The organism is Sphingomonas rosea, from assembly GCF_039538065.1.
GTDB lineage: Bacteria > Pseudomonadota > Alphaproteobacteria > Sphingomonadales > Sphingomonadaceae > Sphingomicrobium > Sphingomicrobium rosea.
In genome coordinates this window covers 223,539-236,699 of the sequence record NZ_BAABBR010000001.1, presented here as the reverse complement: position 1 = coordinate 236,699, position 13,161 = coordinate 223,539, and the positions used below count along the sequence as shown (strand labels likewise).

The following is a 13,161-nucleotide window of genomic DNA, read 5'->3' as shown; positions in this document are numbered from 1 at the left end:
AAGGTCCCAAGAAGGGCCGCGAACGGACAGTGTGGTGGCCGACCGAGGTCAGCCCGGGCAACCGGGCAGGATGCGGGAGGCAGGTGTCGGACCGGACGGTCGGTTGAAGTGGACGCTTCCGCAAGGAAGAGGTCGCGGCAAGCGACAGGATGGATCGGGACCGCCGCGAGGAAAGGCAGCTTTGCCAAGGGTCTTCGGACCGGCGGCGCGGAAGCCTGGAGGCGGGGCAGAGCCGGATGGACGCCGGAAGGGCCGCAAGGCCTGGAACAGCGGAAGCTCCGGGGAAGAGTTCGGGTGACCGGACAGCCGACTGGGACCGGCGCGACGCCTGAGAAGGCGTGCGAGGATCGCGATGGATGAGAGCTCTGCTTCTTCGGAGGCGGCATTCTCGGACGGATCGAACACCCGCTAACCTGTCTCGGCGCAGTGGGGCTCGGCAGCAATGCCGGGCCCCATTTCTCGTTCGGGCCCGCCGCGCCACCCACGAGAACCTTGCCCCAAAGCCGGTAGGAGACCGGCGCCCCTTCGCTCGTTGACCGGCCAAAGGAGACAGATCTTGGCCGACACCATCGACGCCGACGAGCGCAAGACCATCGTCAAGGACTTCAAGGACGCGGTGAACATGACCCCCGCGCAGCTCGAGAAATGGCTCGACACGCCCGAAAGCAAGGAGGTCGGCTGGAAGGGCGAGGACGGCAAGGGATCGGGCGAGAGCGTCGGCCACAAGTCGGGCAAGCGGATCGTCGAACTCCTTCACAAGAAGCAGGCCGACCTCGACGCCGACGACCTCGCGCACATGAAAAAGGTCACGGGCTACGTGCACCGCCACATGAAGCAGAAGCCCGCGCATCCCGACGGCAGCAAGTGGGAAGCGAGCCTCAAGAACTGGGGCCACGATCCGGCGAAGAAATAGCGACAACGGCTCGACAGCCCCGGACACGCCAGTCTAGCCTCGGCTGCAACCGGGGGAGGATCGTCGATGAGTTGGTGGCTGGCTCTGGCCTTGCAAGCGACACCGACCGCGCCGCCGCCGCTTCCGCCCCCACTCTTTCCGGCCGTCACGAAGGCCAAGGCCGGGACCAATCTCGCGGCCTATCTCAGCGAGGATGATTATCCGGTCGACGCCATTCGCAACGGCGAAGAGGGGACGGTGGCCTTCACGCTCGAGGTCACGCCGCAGGGCCGGGTCGGCGGCTGCACCATCGTGGCGTCGAGCGGATCGGCGACCCTCGACGAGGCCACCTGCCGATTGATGACGACGCGGCCGCGGTTCGCGCCGGCGCTCGATCAGTTCGGGAATCCGACCCGCGACAGCTTTTTCGGCCGCATTCGCTGGGTCTTGCCGGTCGTGCGGATTGCCCGCTTCAGCACCCTGGAGGTGACGCTGGCGGGGCCAAACGCGAGGTTCGCGCGGGCGAGCGACTGCCACACCATCGAGGAGGTTGCGGGCGAACGCAGCGATACGACGGACGAGGAGTGCCGCGACTTCGACGGAAATCCGCTCCAGTCCGCACTGCGCGAGGCCGCGCGGAAGGCCGGCCGCACTCCGGTTCGGGTACGGCTGACGATGGAGAGTTTGCTCGACGGGGAGCCGGAGCGCCCGTTCCCGTCCGACGGCCGCCTCGTCGGCTCCATCGTCCACCGGATCGAGCTTGCGGCAAGTGGCAAGATCACCACGTGCGCAAAGGCATCCGGCGATTGGCCGTCGATGCCGGATGTCACTTGCGAGATCGCCGACTGGTTCGATCCCGCCCGCTTGAGTGGTGCGGCAACCCGGGCCCGGATCGTCCAGCGGCTCTTCGTCGTCGGAGAGAATAAGGCGGCGACGCGGCCATCGGCCCCGCCGCCGCCGAAAACTTAACCCAGCAAGCTTGCCGGCACCTTGCCGCCATTGTCGGCGAGGCCCTTCATCACGGCCTTGTGCAGCCAGATGTTCATTTCTGCCGAGCCGTCACGCTCGCCGGTGTAGCCGAGCTCCTGCGCGAGTTCCTTGCGGTTCTCGAGGCTCGAAACGATGCCCAGCAGCTTCATCAGGTCGACGATCGACGTCTTGTACTTGAGGTCGGGATTGCCGCGCTGGCGGCTGATGTCCGACAGCACCTGGTCGACGTCGACCGGCTCGGCCGGGGCCAAGGCCTGGGGTGCGGCCTGCGGCTGCGCGGTCGCCTGGGGCTGCTGCCCGAGCGGCGGGCCCCCGGCCATGCCGGCCGGGATAGTCGGGCGATTGCCCGGTCCCGGATCCTTGTGGCCGAAGATGGCGTCCTTGATCTTGCCGAAGATGCTCATGGCTCAGGCCTCCAGGCCGTGCTTGAGCGCGCTGATCTGGTCATGGCCCTGGCGGACCGACTGATAGGCGCGCTCGATTACCGTGCGGGCCTGCGGATCGATGTCGGCCTTAAGCGCGAGTTCGAACTTCTCCTTGAGATAATCCTCGCCGCGCTCGACCTCGTTGACGATCGCGGTGTCGTCACGCCCGGTGATCGCCGCCTTGAGGTCGAGGAAGCGCTGGTGGGTCGCACCGAGGAAGCTGCCGTCGTCGGGCGCATTGCCGCCGAGGCGGGTGATTTCGGCGCGGAGCTCCTCGACGACGCGGCTGCGCTCGTCGGCATTGCGGCGGAAGATTTCCTGGAAGCGGGTGCCCTCGGCATGCTCGGCGGCGTCGCGATAGCCGTTGATGCTGTCGATGAGGGTGGTGGTGAGCGTCTCGAGCGTGCCGAGGCCGCTGGTGTTGCTGTCGTTCGAACCGATCATGCTAGGCTCCTTCATGTGAGGGATAGTGTCCCGTGCCGAACGCGGCGGTCCTCCGCTTTGTTCGAGGCGACGGTGAATTAATGAGGTGGAGCGAGGGCTGCGCTTGGCAGGCCGCACGCTGCTGGCTAGTCAACGCGGGCGTGCTCGCGCCTGGAGTATCCGATTGATGACCGAACGGACCGCATCCGCCGGAGCCGAGTCTCCGCCGCGCGGGGGCAGAAGCGCACTTGTTCTGCTGGCCGCGCTCGTCGTCGGCCTGGTGCTCGGGATAGTCACCGCCGGCCTTGGCGACGGGATCAAGGAACCGCTGGTCCAGGCGGCCGGCCTGATCGGCGGATTGTGGCTCGACGCGCTCCGGATGACCGTCATCCCCCTGATCGTCGCCCTGCTGGTGGTCGGCGTGGTCGGCGGTGCGGACGCGGCGCGCGCCGGCGGGCTGGCGGCGAAGGCCGTGGCCTGGTTCGTCGGCTTCTACATTTTCTCGGCGATCTTCGGCGCGGTGGTGACCCCGGCGCTTCTCGCGGTCTGGCCGCTGCCGCAAGCGGCCGCCCAAGCGCTTCAGGCGGGTCTCGCCGGCGTCGACCAAAGCGCGACCGCGGCGGCGGTGCCGACCGTGGCCGACTTCTTCAAGACGATCATCCCGCCCAACCCCATCGGCGCGGCGGCCAACGACCAGATCCTGCCTCTGGTCTTCTTCACCACCGTCTTCGCCTTCGCGCTGGCCCGGGTCGATTCCGCGCGCCGAAGCACGGTGCTCGGTTTCTTCGAGGGCGTCGCGGACACGATGCTGCTGGTGATCGGCTGGGTCCTCGCGCTCGCGCCGATCGGCGTGCTTGCCCTGGCCTTTGCGGTCGGGGCGGGGGCAGGCGGCTCGGCACTCGGCGCGGTCGTCCACTACGTCATCATCATCTCGCTGCTGGGGATCATCCTCACCGCGATCGGCTTCGGCATCGCGATTTTCGTCGCGGGCTTCGCGCCGGGTGCCTTCTTCAAGGCGATTGCCGGGCCGATGGCGGTGGCGCTGTCGACCCGCTCCTCGCTCGCGTCCTTGCCCGCTATGCTCCGCTCGGCCGCCGACCTGCGGGTCAAGGAGCGCGATGCCGACGTGGTGCTGCCGCTCGCGGTCGCGCTGTTCCGCTCGACCGGGCCGGCGATGAACATCGGTGTCGCGCTCTATGTCGCGCACTGGCTCGGGGTCAGCATCACGCCGACCGGCTATGCGGCCGGGATCGCGGTCGCGGCCATGGCCTCGCTCGGCGCGGTCAGCCTGCCGGGCCAGATCAGCTTCGTCACTTCGATCGCGCCGATCAGCATCGCGCTCGGGGTCCCGATCGAGCCGCTCGCGCTGCTGCTCGCGCTCGAGACCATTCCCGACACCTTCCGGACGCTCGGCAACGTGGTCCTCGACGTGGCGGTGACCGGCGCGGTGGCCGGGCGGGAGGACGCCCCCGCCTAGCGCCCGGCGATGGCGCGGACGCTGTCGGCGTAGAGCCGCCCGACCGGCTGCTCGCTCCCGTCCGCCAGCCGCGCGATCCAGCGGCCCGAGACGTTGCGGTGGAAGCCGGCGATATAGTCGCGCCGGACGATCGCCGAGCGGTGCAGCCGCACGAACAGCCCGGGATCGAGTCCTTCCTCGAGCGCGGCCATGCTGTGATGGATGAGCCAGCTGCGCGGGCCGACGTGGAGCCGCATATAGTCGCGCTCAGCGGTGATCCGGTCGATGTCGACCGAGCGGATGCGGACCAGACCGGTCAGGTCCGAGGCCCAGAATTCGTCGAGATGCTTGCCCGCCACCGCGGTCGGCTGGGTGGCGTTGGCGCGTCGCTCGATGTGGGCGCGGGCGCGTTCGAGGGCGCGTTCGAGCCGGACGGTCTCGACCGGCTTGACCAGATAGTCGACCGCCTCGACCTCGAAGGCCGAAACCGCGAACTGGTCGAAGGCGGTGACGAACACGACCGCGGGTCGATCGGCCCGCCGTGAAAGCTCGCGGGCGACGTCGATCCCGTCCATGCCCGGCATGGCGATGTCGAGCAGGAGGAGGTCGGGCGACAGCGCCTCGGCCATCCGGCACGCCGCCTCGCCATCGCTCGCCGTGCCGACAAGGTCGACCCCGCCAATGCGGGCGAGCAGAAGCTGCAGTCGTTCGGTCGCGAGCGGTTCGTCGTCGACGACCAGGATCTTCAGGGGCGCATCATCCATCGTGTCGTGTCACCGGCATGGTCAGGGCGACCTTGTAGCCGCCTTCGGGCAGCGGTCCATGCTCGATCCCCGCCGCGCGGCCGAAGCGCGCCCGGAGGCGCTGGGCGACGTTGGCGAGGCCGACGCGGGTGCCGGCGCCGCCCGACGACTGGCGCGGGGTCTTGAGCACGGTCCCGCCGAAATTGCTGATCTCGATCCGCAGGCGACCGGGCAGCGGCTCCTCGGCGGTGATCTTGAGCGTCACCTTGTCGCGGGTCCGGCCAAGGCCGTATTTGATCGCATTCTCGACGATCGGCTGAAGGACGAGTGCGGGCAGGCGCGCGCTGGTCAGGCTGTCGGGCACGTCAATGACGACCTTGAGCCGGCGCGGGAAGCGGACCTTCTCGATCTCGAGATACAGCCGCTGGAGCTCGATCTCCTCGGCGAGGCTGACGTCGGCGGTGGGGTCGAGCGACAGGCTGGTCCGGAAAAAGTTCGACAGCTTGAGGATCATCGCCTCGGCCTCTTCCGGGCGGCCGCTGATGACCAGGCTCGAGAGGCTGTTGAGCGTATTGAACAGGAAGTGCGGATTGACCTGGTAACGCAGCGCCCGGACCTGGGCGAGATTGGCCGCGCTTTCGGCAGCGGAGGCGCGCTGCTGGAGCTCGAGCGCCTGGCGCTGGCTGACGGCGGCGAGATAGACGGCCGACCAGGCAGCGAAGAAGAACAGCCAGACCACCGCGGCGTCGGCGGCGATCCGGAACTGGTCGTGCTGCTTGAGGTCCTGGAGGCGCGGCATGGTGACGACCACCGGGTCGGCCGCATTGCGCTCGATCCGGACCTGGTCGCCCTTCTGAACGACGACGAAGCCCTCGCGGGCCTGGAAGCGGAATTCCTCCTTGCTGGTGCGCTGACGGCCTTCCGACAGGACGAGCGTGCTCGCGAGCACCACGCAGGCGATGACCGAGCCGAGGCCCGCCACCACCGCCTTGCGACGCATCGAGGAGCCGGGGGCGAGGAGGGCGATGGCAAGGTAGAGCAGGACCGTCAGGACCAGGCCGACCGCCAGCGTCAGCACCTTGTTGAGGAGGATGGTCGTGGGATCGCTGCCGAGGAAGGCGCGGGCGACGACGGTCACCACGTAGATCGCCCAGAAGCCGAGAACCGTCTTGAGCGCCATCCGCCAATCGCTGAAGCGGCCGCGTGAGCTGTGGTCGTGGAGTTCGAGCAGGTCGGCGGCGATGGGCATGTTCATGGGGCTGGAGCGTGACCCCGCCCGCCCGTTCTTGCAAGCGGGGCGGCGCCGCTCGGCGAAAGGTGAGGCGCCCTCGTCGAAGCGGAACGCCTGCCAGCCGCGTCCGTTATGCGGCCGAAAGGAATTTCCCATGTCCGACGACCACCGCCAAGACGCGCCGCCGCCGGTTCTTTCCGGCGACCCGGAACAGGAACTCGAGCAGAAACTGAAGCGCAATCCAGAGGACAATGACGCCAAGGTCGACGTCGGCAGCGACCAGTCGATGGACGCGTCGGACCCGCCCTCGACCAGCCAGCCCGGCGACGGCGACGAACCGGTTCCGTCCTCGGGTTTTCCGGACTGACGACACTCATCTCACCGTCAAGGTGAGATGATCGCGGCGTTGCAGGATGGTGACAGCTGTCCTGCAACTCGCTGGCGTTTGCGAAAAGTCGTGCAATCGACTCACGAACCGGTTTCAATATGAACCGGGGTTGGGTCGATGGTTAAGCGATTGGCAACGCTTGATCATGCACTTTCAGACCCTGGGTGTAAGGAGCTGGGAGCCATGACGACGCGTTCGACGCAGCCCGCCGGTGGAGCGTTACTGCTGAGCGAGATGAAGGAGTTTGCGGCCTTTCCGAAGGCGACGCAGCGCTACATCCGCCGCAGTCTCGACATCGCATTCGGCCGCCGCGACGCGCTTAGCTGCTGGGCTCGCGACGAAGGCGAAGCCGCCTCGATCCGGGCGCAGGGCCAGCTCTACAAGCAGCTCGACGCGCTCCGGCTGCAGGTCCCCGACGACAGCGGGCTCGACACGATCGACCCGTTCATGGGCCTGCTGATCACGATCACCGCCTTCGATCTCGGCCAAGATCGCCTGCCGAACTTCGCCGCCTATCGCTTCCTTTACGAGCGACTGCTCGGAGCGGGGGTGCGCTCGTGGCTTCCGGCGGCCTTCTGCGCTGCCGCGGCGCTGCCACATCTTCATCCTGACCGCCGCCGCGTCCTGCTGCAGTCGATCAGCGAAAGCGCGGCGACCGCGCCCGGCTGGTCGAACCGCGAGCCGGTCTTCTGGCCGGAGTGGGTCGAGAAGGTCGACGTCGCCGAAGCGGCCTGACCGTCACGTCAATCAGCCCGGTCGGTGGCCGGGCTGATCACCTCGGGATAGATGTTCGCCAGCGCGGCGATGCTCTGACGCGCGCTGCGATGCAGGACATAGATCCCGCCCGCGTCGAGCCACGCCTGCCGATGCCGCTCGCTATCATCGACCAGCACGTCCGCGCCCGTCATGTGACGATGCTTGTCGCGCGCCATGCAGGCGATGACCGGCACGCCGGGAAAATGCTCGGCGGCCCAGGCGACTTTCTGGGACGCGGCCCATTTGCCGACCGGGAGGCCGGTGAGGATGGTCGGCTTCAAATGCCGGACGGCTTCGAACAGCAGGTCGGCGTCGGGCATCTTGGGAAGGGACGCGTAGAAATCCGGCGCCCGGGCAAGCTTCTGCCAGAAGCTGCCCCGGCCATGGCGCCGCTCATAGTCGTCAGCCGTCACGCCAAGTAGGCCCCGGACGCCGGCATCGAAATCGGCCAGCACCCCGTCGCAGTCGAGAAAGAGCTTGGGGCGGCCCGTCACGAGATCCGGGCGGGAATTGCCGTCACCGGCACCGGATGGTCGAGCTCCTTCCAGCCGCGCTCCTTGAGCACGTCGTTGCTCTCGATCGCGCGCCGGCCTTCGCCCAGCGACCAGGTGATGTGGTAAGTCGAGCCGTCAGGCCGATCGACCGTCCCGCCGACCGTCACCACCATCGCCTCGACCCCGTTATCGTCGTCGGTGCGACCGACGATCACGATCTTCGCCTCGGGCGGAAGCGTCGTCGGATCGAGCTGCTGCGTGACGTGGTCGGCCACCGCATTGGCGTAGCGGGGCGGGAATTGCTCGAGCAGGGCGTCGCGCTCGGCACGATCGAGCTTCCAGCCGGCGAAGGGAGACGATGCGGTCATCCCGCTTCAATCAGCCCTGGGCGTCGAGGTTCCGGAGCAGCTCGGCCGCGAATTCGCTGAGCGTGTCGTCGCGGGCGCCGAGGATCGCGATCCGGTCGCCGGCCCGCGCTTCGTCGAGGAGCCGCGCGCCGATCGCGGCGCGCTCGGGAACATGCTCGGCCGCACCGCCCGCCGCGACGATCGCCTGCGCCAGCCAGTCCGATCCGCGGCTCCGGTCGACCGTCCCGCCCTGGTAGACGGGGTCGGAGAGGAACAATTGGTCTCCCTCCCGCATCCCCGAGGCGAAGGTCTGGCTCAGTTCTTCGCCCATCTTCGCGAGCGGGCCGTAGCCATGCGGCTGGAAGAATATGAGTAGGCGGCCGGCCGATCCGGTCAGTGTCGCCAGCGTCGCGGCGATCTTGTCAGGATTGTGCGCGAAATCGTCGATCACCGTGACCCCGGCGGCGGTCCCGACGGTCTCGAGCCGCCGCCGCAGGCCCGAGAAGGTGCCAAGGGCCGCCGCCGCATCGGCGATCGGCAGCCCGAGTGCATGCACTGCCGCCAGCGCGCCCAGCGCGTTCGAGGCGTTGTGGCGGCCGGGGAGGGGAAGGCGGACCTCGACCGACGTCCCATCGACCCCGACGGTGAAGCGGCTGCCCTGCGCGTCCAGCACCAGCGCGTCGCCCCGGACCGCGCCGTCGGCCTCGAAGCCGTAGCCGATCGCGCCTTCAAGGTCCCTGGCGATCGCCGCGCTCTCCGCGTCGTCGAGGTTGATCACCGCCCGGTCGGCAGCCTTGAGGAAGCCGCTGAACAGCGCGCGCAGCTCGTCCATTTCCTTGTGGTCGAGGCTGACGTTGTTGAGCAGCGCCACGGTCGGCCGGTAGAGCGCGATCGAGCCGTCGCTCTCGTCGACCTCGCTGACGAACAGGTCGGGGTCGCCCACAAGCGCGCTGGCGAAAGGCGTGTCGGCCGAGACGAAGTTCTTCATCACCGCGCCGTTCATCACCGTCGGGTTGTGGCCGAGCGCATGGAGGATCCAGCCGATCATGCCCGTGACGGTCGACTTGCCCGACGTGCCGCCGACCGCAACGCTGCGGGCCGCCGCGTTGAGAAGTTCGCTGAGCAACTCGGGGCGGGTGACGTGTCGCAGGCCGAGCTCGCGGGCGCGGACGACGTCGGGGATGGTCGCCTCGACCGCAGCGGAGGTCACGAGGGTCATGCCCGCGTGCAGTCCGCTCCCGTCCTGCGGGAAGAGATCGATCCCCTGCGCGCGGAGGAATTGGAACTTGGGCGCGAGCCGGCCGGCGTCGAGCGCGCGGTCGGACCCCGCCACCTCGGACCGGCCCGAGCGGACGATGCAGGCGAGGGGGAGCATGCCGCTGCCGCCGACGCCGCAGAAGAAGTAACTGGAAGCCGTCATGTCGACCGCCCTATTGAGGGGCGGAAGAAGTGGCAATCGGAGGCACGATGAGGATTGCGGTAGTGGCGCCGAGTTGCCCGTTGAAACGCGAGGCGGCCGATCGCGTGACCGACATTGCGGCGGCGCGCGGGCACGAGCTCGCCATCCATCCACAATGCTTTCTCGAAGACGGCCATTTCGCGGGATCCGACGCGGCGCGTCTCGCGGCACTGCGCGAGGTCATGGCCGACGAAAGCGTCGAGGCGGTATGGTTCGCGCGCGGCGGCTACGGCTCCAACCGGATCGCCGAGGCGGCCATGGCCGACGTCCCCTCGGCGGCATGGTCCAAGACCTTCCTCGGCTACAGCGACGGCGGTTTCCTCCTCGCCGGGCTCCACAAGGCCGGCCTTGCGGTCGCTCATGGCCCGATGGTGCAGGACGTGGCGCGTGACGGCGGCGAGGCGGCAATCGGCCGGGCGCTCGACTGGTTCGAAGGGAATGGCGAGGCCCTCGAGCCCGGCCTCGACGGTCCGGCCTTCGCTTTCAACCTCGTGGTCCTGTCGAGCCTCATGGGAACCCCTCTCGAACCCGACTTCACGAGCGCCGAGCTCCTGATCGAAGAACTCGACGAGGAACTCTACCGGATCGACCGCTTCCTGTTCCACGTCAGCCGCCAGCCGGGCTTTGCGAAGGTCCGGCAGCTGCGCCTGGGGCGGGTTCTCGAACGCGCCAACGACCGGCCCTTCGGCAGCGACGTCGAGGCCGTGGCGCGGCGCTGGTGCGCGGAGGCCGGCGTGTCCTTCGGCGGACGAGCGGACATCGGTCACGATGCCCACAACAGGATCGTGCCGTTTCCCCGGCGCCACGCCTGACCGCCTCTCTCTTGGGAGCCTCTTGCGGAGCCTTTGAGTTTGCGCTCTACCCCTGTGGCGAAACAACAGGAGGGCCACATGGCTAAAGAAGCGAGCGGGACTGGGCGTAAGGCAGGGGGCGGTCTGGCCCGTCCGGTGACTCCGTCGCCGGATCTCGCGGAAATCGTCGGCAAGGATCCGCTGCCGCGCAGCGAGGTCGTGTCGAAGGTGTGGGATCACATCCGCAAGAACAATCTGCAGAACCCGCAGAACAAGCGCGAGATCGTCGCCGACGACAAGCTGAAGAAGATCTTCGGCAAGGATCGCTGCACCATGTTCGAGATGAACAAGCACCTGTCGAAGCATCTCTCGTAAGCGCTTCCACAGCGCTGGAGTTTGAAGGGGCTCGCCGCTCAGGCGGGCCCCTTTTTTCGTGTTATAACAACGACTTGGCTAGCGACAGGCGCGCCAGCCGCCGGCGCCGCGATCGGCGGTGTCGAGGTGCAGGTGGTCGCGGTGCGCCGCATTGTAGTCGGGCGACAGGACGGTGGTGAACGAGCGGCACGCCGCGTCGCGCACCCCGCGCAGGAAGGTGCCCTTGGGTCCCTGGTCCGGCCAGTCGCGAAGCACCGAGATCGTCCGCCCGTCTTCCAGCACGAAGCCCAGCACGTCGAGCGCGTCGGCGGTCGCATGTTCGCTCCACGCCCCTTCCGAGCGGCCGTAGAGCCGGCGACAGGAGAAGCTGCCGGCGTGGAGTAGGCGCACCACCGGCGACCCGAATCGGACCCGGGCCTCGCGCTGCACCGCCTCTTCCCAGACGAACGCCGCGGCGGCGACGGGGCAGCTCGAGACCACTCCGGCCGGGGAAAGCCCGATCGAAGCCAGCCGGAGGTTCGTTCCGTCGCGGTAGCCGCACTCGTTGCCGACGAGGCGGTCGGGGGCAGGGCGGCTGATCCCGCCGTCGCGGGCGAGGATCGCGCGGCAGCGCGGCGGATCGCTCCCGAGTTCGGCGATCCGCCCCGCGGTGAAGCGGCCGGGCGGGGCCTGCAGATCCACCTCGGTCCACGGCAGGTCCTGCCGGTGCCGCTGCATCCAGCCGGCGAGCTCGATCACGAGCACGGCGAGAATGGTGGTGATGACGAAGACACGGATCGCAAAGAGCATGGCGGGCTGAACGCCGCTCGGGCGGAATCAGGCGCGAAGGGCGATATCGAGCCGTTCGCGGGTGACGGGATAGCCGAGGTGCGAGGGGATCGTGAGCCAGCGCTCGCCGTCGGCTTCCTCGATCCACGGGCTGATCACCTCGACCGGATGCGCGAGCGCATGATGCCGCGCGTCCGCGAAACTCGCGAACTGGGCGAGCCGCTCGAGGTTGCGGATGGTCGGGAAGATCGCGCGGGCCGAGCCGCTCCGGACGTCGTCCAGCATCGCCTCGGCGGTGGTCCAGATTGCCCGCTCGCATTCGCCGGGCTGGGGCAAGAGCGGTCCGGAATCGTCGGGTGCGGGAGCGATGAAGAAGAAGGTGTCGAAGCGCCGGTGGCTGACATTGTCCGGCCGCCACCGCGCGAAGGGCACGAGTTGCGCGGCGTCGACGGCAAGGCCCGTCTCCTCGGCCGTCTCGCGCACCGCGGCGCGGATCGCGGCCTGTTCGAGACCGGTCGCGCCCTGATGGTCGTCGGAATCGATCCGACCGCCCGGGAACACCATCGCACCGCCGGCGAAGGCCATGGTCCGGGGCCGCTCGACCATCACGATCTCAGGAAAGAGGCCGGGCCGGTCGCGCATCACGATCAGGGTCGCGGCGGGGATGGCTTCGGAATCGCTCATCGCCGCCGCCTTGCGCGTCGCGGCCCCAAAAGAAAAGGCCGGCCCCACGAGGGACCGGCCTTCCTGGTGCGTGCACCGCTCAAGCGAGCGATGCGCCGCATTACATGGCGTTGACGGCCGCCGCAGCTTCGGCGCCGTTCTGCGCGTTGACGTCGGCGTCGTCGATCGCGTCTTCCTTGCGATCGCCTTCGGCCTTCAGCGCGTCAGCCTGGTTGCGGAGGCTGTCGGCCTCGGCGGCATTGGCGGTGTTGTCGGCCATCGCGTCCATGTTGTCGGCGGCGTTCTCGTAATTCTCCTGGACGTTCTCGCCCAGCGAATCGTCGCCCTTGCCGCCGCAGGCTGCGAGCGCGAGCGAAGCAGCGCCGACGAGCGCGAAATGGATCTTCTTCATGATGGGACTCCCCGTATCGTTATGGTTGGCGGATTTATCCTACCCGCCTGACGCGGCCAAACGCCAGCCCGTTCGTCGCGGTTCCCTCACTCCTTCCTTGGAATCGACGAGCCGATCACCTAGATAGGGAGGGTCGGGCAACCGACTATGCTGGTAGAGTGTGGGTTGAAATAAGCACTTCGGACCCGGGGGGCAGTACCCCGGCGCCTCCACCAGCAGCGGCGTGACGGGCCTTAGCGGGAGCCCTTGTCGCACGCCGTTGCTGATGGGGGCGAAACAGGATCGACGGGTGTAGTAAAGGATCTACTGCCAGCGGGCTTGGACAGGCCCTAAAACCGTCATTCTCACAAGTGCCAACGATAACGAGGCGCTCGCGATTGCTGCGTAACTGACGGCCTAAAGGTCAGAAGTTACAAAGCTTAAGCGCGGTTGGACCCCACCGGGCAACAGAAGGGGATTCCAGCGGTACGGGAGGCACCGGGCAACAGAAGCCTCCCACTTTCACCGACCGACGATCTGTGACAGATTTCTCCTGATTTTTCGGGGGA

Annotated in this window: 17 protein-coding genes and 1 other RNA gene; 8 read left to right on the top strand and 10 right to left on the bottom strand. The window is 68.1% G+C overall.

All coding sequences use genetic code 11. The features are described 5' to 3' along the window. Positions 1 to 556: 556 nt before the first annotated feature. On the top strand, positions 557 to 913 hold the full coding sequence (locus tag ABD693_RS01290; RefSeq protein ID WP_344695148.1) for a DUF3140 domain-containing protein: 357 nt from the start codon (positions 557 to 559) through the stop codon (positions 911 to 913). 66 nt (positions 914 to 979) lie between these two features. After that, positions 980 to 1,861 (top strand): energy transducer TonB, encoded by an 882-nt coding sequence (locus ABD693_RS01285; RefSeq protein WP_344695147.1) that lies wholly within the window; start codon positions 980 to 982, stop codon positions 1,859 to 1,861. Here ABD693_RS01285 and ABD693_RS01280 read toward each other — a convergent pair. Both ABD693_RS01280 and ABD693_RS01275 read right to left on the bottom strand, forming a co-directional pair. Next, positions 1,858 to 2,286, bottom strand: a complete 429-nt coding sequence (locus ABD693_RS01280; RefSeq protein ID WP_344695146.1) for a DUF3597 domain-containing protein — start codon at positions 2,284 to 2,286, stop codon at positions 1,858 to 1,860. The genes ABD693_RS01285 and ABD693_RS01280 overlap by 4 nt on opposite strands. 3 nt (positions 2,287 to 2,289) lie before the next feature. After that, positions 2,290 to 2,751, bottom strand: coding sequence for a ferritin-like domain-containing protein (locus tag ABD693_RS01275; protein ID WP_344695145.1), 462 nt, complete (start codon positions 2,749 to 2,751; stop codon positions 2,290 to 2,292). A gap of 166 nt (positions 2,752 to 2,917) precedes the next feature. Here ABD693_RS01275 and ABD693_RS01270 point away from each other — a divergent pair, with 166 nt between their 5' ends. Continuing rightward, the gene (locus ABD693_RS01270) at positions 2,918 to 4,207 is read left to right on the top strand and encodes a dicarboxylate/amino acid:cation symporter (RefSeq protein WP_344695144.1); all 1,290 of its coding nucleotides are present in this window, start codon (positions 2,918 to 2,920) and stop codon (positions 4,205 to 4,207) included. Here ABD693_RS01270 and ABD693_RS01265 read toward each other — a convergent pair. Both ABD693_RS01265 and ABD693_RS01260 read right to left on the bottom strand, forming a co-directional pair. After that, entirely contained in the window at positions 4,204 to 4,950 is a 747-nt protein-coding gene (locus tag ABD693_RS01265; protein ID WP_344695143.1) for a LytR/AlgR family response regulator transcription factor, read from the bottom strand. The two genes, ABD693_RS01270 and ABD693_RS01265, sit on opposite strands and share 4 nt — an antisense overlap. Then, on the bottom strand, positions 4,943 to 6,184 hold the full coding sequence (locus ABD693_RS01260) for a sensor histidine kinase (RefSeq protein ID WP_344695142.1): 1,242 nt from the start codon (positions 6,182 to 6,184) through the stop codon (positions 4,943 to 4,945). The genes ABD693_RS01265 and ABD693_RS01260 overlap by 8 nt, the downstream gene beginning before the upstream one ends. Positions 6,185 to 6,314: 130 nt before the next feature. Between ABD693_RS01260 and ABD693_RS01255 the strand changes: the two genes are divergently transcribed. Both ABD693_RS01255 and ABD693_RS01250 read left to right on the top strand, forming a co-directional pair. Then, positions 6,315 to 6,527 carry a hypothetical protein gene (locus ABD693_RS01255; protein ID WP_344695140.1) on the top strand — a complete coding sequence of 71 codons (213 nt, stop codon included), beginning with the start codon at positions 6,315 to 6,317 and terminating at the stop codon, positions 6,525 to 6,527. Between the two features lie 204 nt (positions 6,528 to 6,731). Further along, positions 6,732 to 7,283, top strand: coding sequence for a hypothetical protein (locus tag ABD693_RS01250; protein WP_344695139.1), 552 nt, complete (start codon positions 6,732 to 6,734; stop codon positions 7,281 to 7,283). 8 nt (positions 7,284 to 7,291) lie between these two features. On the opposite strand, the gene ABD693_RS01245 is transcribed toward ABD693_RS01250, so the two are convergent. Genes ABD693_RS01245 through ABD693_RS01235 form a run of 3 tightly spaced genes read right to left on the bottom strand, consistent with a single transcriptional unit; the run spans position 7,292 to position 9,565 of the window. Then, a complete protein-coding gene (locus ABD693_RS01245; RefSeq protein WP_344695138.1) occupies positions 7,292 to 7,798 on the bottom strand; it encodes a 5' nucleotidase, NT5C type in 507 nt (168 codons plus the stop codon). After that, positions 7,795 to 8,166 (bottom strand): hypothetical protein, encoded by a 372-nt coding sequence (locus ABD693_RS01240; protein ID WP_344695137.1) that lies wholly within the window; start codon positions 8,164 to 8,166, stop codon positions 7,795 to 7,797. The genes ABD693_RS01245 and ABD693_RS01240 overlap by 4 nt, the downstream gene beginning before the upstream one ends. 10 nt (positions 8,167 to 8,176) lie before the next feature. Then, positions 8,177 to 9,565, bottom strand: a complete 1,389-nt coding sequence (locus tag ABD693_RS01235) for a UDP-N-acetylmuramate--L-alanine ligase (RefSeq protein ID WP_344695136.1) — start codon at positions 9,563 to 9,565, stop codon at positions 8,177 to 8,179. A 47-nt stretch (positions 9,566 to 9,612) separates the two neighbouring features. On the opposite strand from ABD693_RS01235, the gene ABD693_RS01230 reads away from it, so the two are divergent. Continuing rightward, positions 9,613 to 10,416, top strand: a complete 804-nt coding sequence (locus tag ABD693_RS01230; RefSeq protein WP_344695135.1) for an LD-carboxypeptidase — start codon at positions 9,613 to 9,615, stop codon at positions 10,414 to 10,416. A 78-nt stretch (positions 10,417 to 10,494) separates the two neighbouring features. Continuing rightward, entirely contained in the window at positions 10,495 to 10,770 is a 276-nt protein-coding gene (locus ABD693_RS01225) for an SWIB/MDM2 domain-containing protein (protein WP_344695134.1), read from the top strand. 78 nt (positions 10,771 to 10,848) lie between these two features. On the opposite strand, the gene ABD693_RS01220 is transcribed toward ABD693_RS01225, so the two are convergent. From ABD693_RS01220 to ABD693_RS01210, 3 genes are all read right to left on the bottom strand, one after another. Further along, positions 10,849 to 11,559 carry an extensin-like domain-containing protein gene (locus tag ABD693_RS01220; protein ID WP_344695133.1) on the bottom strand — a complete coding sequence of 237 codons (711 nt, stop codon included), beginning with the start codon at positions 11,557 to 11,559 and terminating at the stop codon, positions 10,849 to 10,851. 27 nt (positions 11,560 to 11,586) lie between these two features. Further along, positions 11,587 to 12,222: an NUDIX hydrolase gene (locus ABD693_RS01215; RefSeq protein ID WP_344695132.1), complete on the bottom strand. Its 636-nt coding sequence runs from the start codon at positions 12,220 to 12,222 to the stop codon at positions 11,587 to 11,589. A 100-nt stretch (positions 12,223 to 12,322) separates the two neighbouring features. Continuing rightward, on the bottom strand, positions 12,323 to 12,613 hold the full coding sequence (locus ABD693_RS01210; RefSeq protein WP_344695131.1) for a hypothetical protein: 291 nt from the start codon (positions 12,611 to 12,613) through the stop codon (positions 12,323 to 12,325). A gap of 93 nt (positions 12,614 to 12,706) precedes the next feature. Between ABD693_RS01210 and ssrA the strand changes: the two genes are divergently transcribed. Continuing rightward, positions 12,707 to 13,074: a transfer-messenger RNA gene (gene ssrA, locus ABD693_RS01205) on the top strand. Positions 13,075 to 13,161: the final 87 nt, after the last annotated feature.

Coding starts and splice junctions, on each gene's coding strand:
- ABD693_RS01255 (WP_344695140.1), top strand. CDS start 6,315: ATGTCCGACGACCACCGCCAAGACGCGCCGCCGCCGGTTCTTTCCGGC.
- ABD693_RS01280 (WP_344695146.1), bottom strand. CDS start 2,286: ATGAGCATCTTCGGCAAGATCAAGGACGCCATCTTCGGCCACAAGGAT.
- ABD693_RS01285 (WP_344695147.1), top strand. CDS start 980: ATGAGTTGGTGGCTGGCTCTGGCCTTGCAAGCGACACCGACCGCGCCG.
- ABD693_RS01230 (WP_344695135.1), top strand. CDS start 9,613: ATGAGGATTGCGGTAGTGGCGCCGAGTTGCCCGTTGAAACGCGAGGCG.
- ABD693_RS01220 (WP_344695133.1), bottom strand. CDS start 11,559: ATGCTCTTTGCGATCCGTGTCTTCGTCATCACCACCATTCTCGCCGTG.
- ABD693_RS01235 (WP_344695136.1), bottom strand. CDS start 9,565: ATGACGGCTTCCAGTTACTTCTTCTGCGGCGTCGGCGGCAGCGGCATG.
- ABD693_RS01250 (WP_344695139.1), top strand. CDS start 6,732: ATGACGACGCGTTCGACGCAGCCCGCCGGTGGAGCGTTACTGCTGAGC.
- ABD693_RS01275 (WP_344695145.1), bottom strand. CDS start 2,751: ATGATCGGTTCGAACGACAGCAACACCAGCGGCCTCGGCACGCTCGAG.
- ABD693_RS01215 (WP_344695132.1), bottom strand. CDS start 12,222: ATGAGCGATTCCGAAGCCATCCCCGCCGCGACCCTGATCGTGATGCGC.
- ABD693_RS01225 (WP_344695134.1), top strand. CDS start 10,495: ATGGCTAAAGAAGCGAGCGGGACTGGGCGTAAGGCAGGGGGCGGTCTG.
- ABD693_RS01210 (WP_344695131.1), bottom strand. CDS start 12,613: ATGAAGAAGATCCATTTCGCGCTCGTCGGCGCTGCTTCGCTCGCGCTC.
- ABD693_RS01240 (WP_344695137.1), bottom strand. CDS start 8,166: ATGACCGCATCGTCTCCCTTCGCCGGCTGGAAGCTCGATCGTGCCGAG.
- ABD693_RS01260 (WP_344695142.1), bottom strand. CDS start 6,184: ATGAACATGCCCATCGCCGCCGACCTGCTCGAACTCCACGACCACAGC.
- ABD693_RS01270 (WP_344695144.1), top strand. CDS start 2,918: ATGACCGAACGGACCGCATCCGCCGGAGCCGAGTCTCCGCCGCGCGGG.
- ABD693_RS01265 (WP_344695143.1), bottom strand. CDS start 4,950: ATGGATGATGCGCCCCTGAAGATCCTGGTCGTCGACGACGAACCGCTC.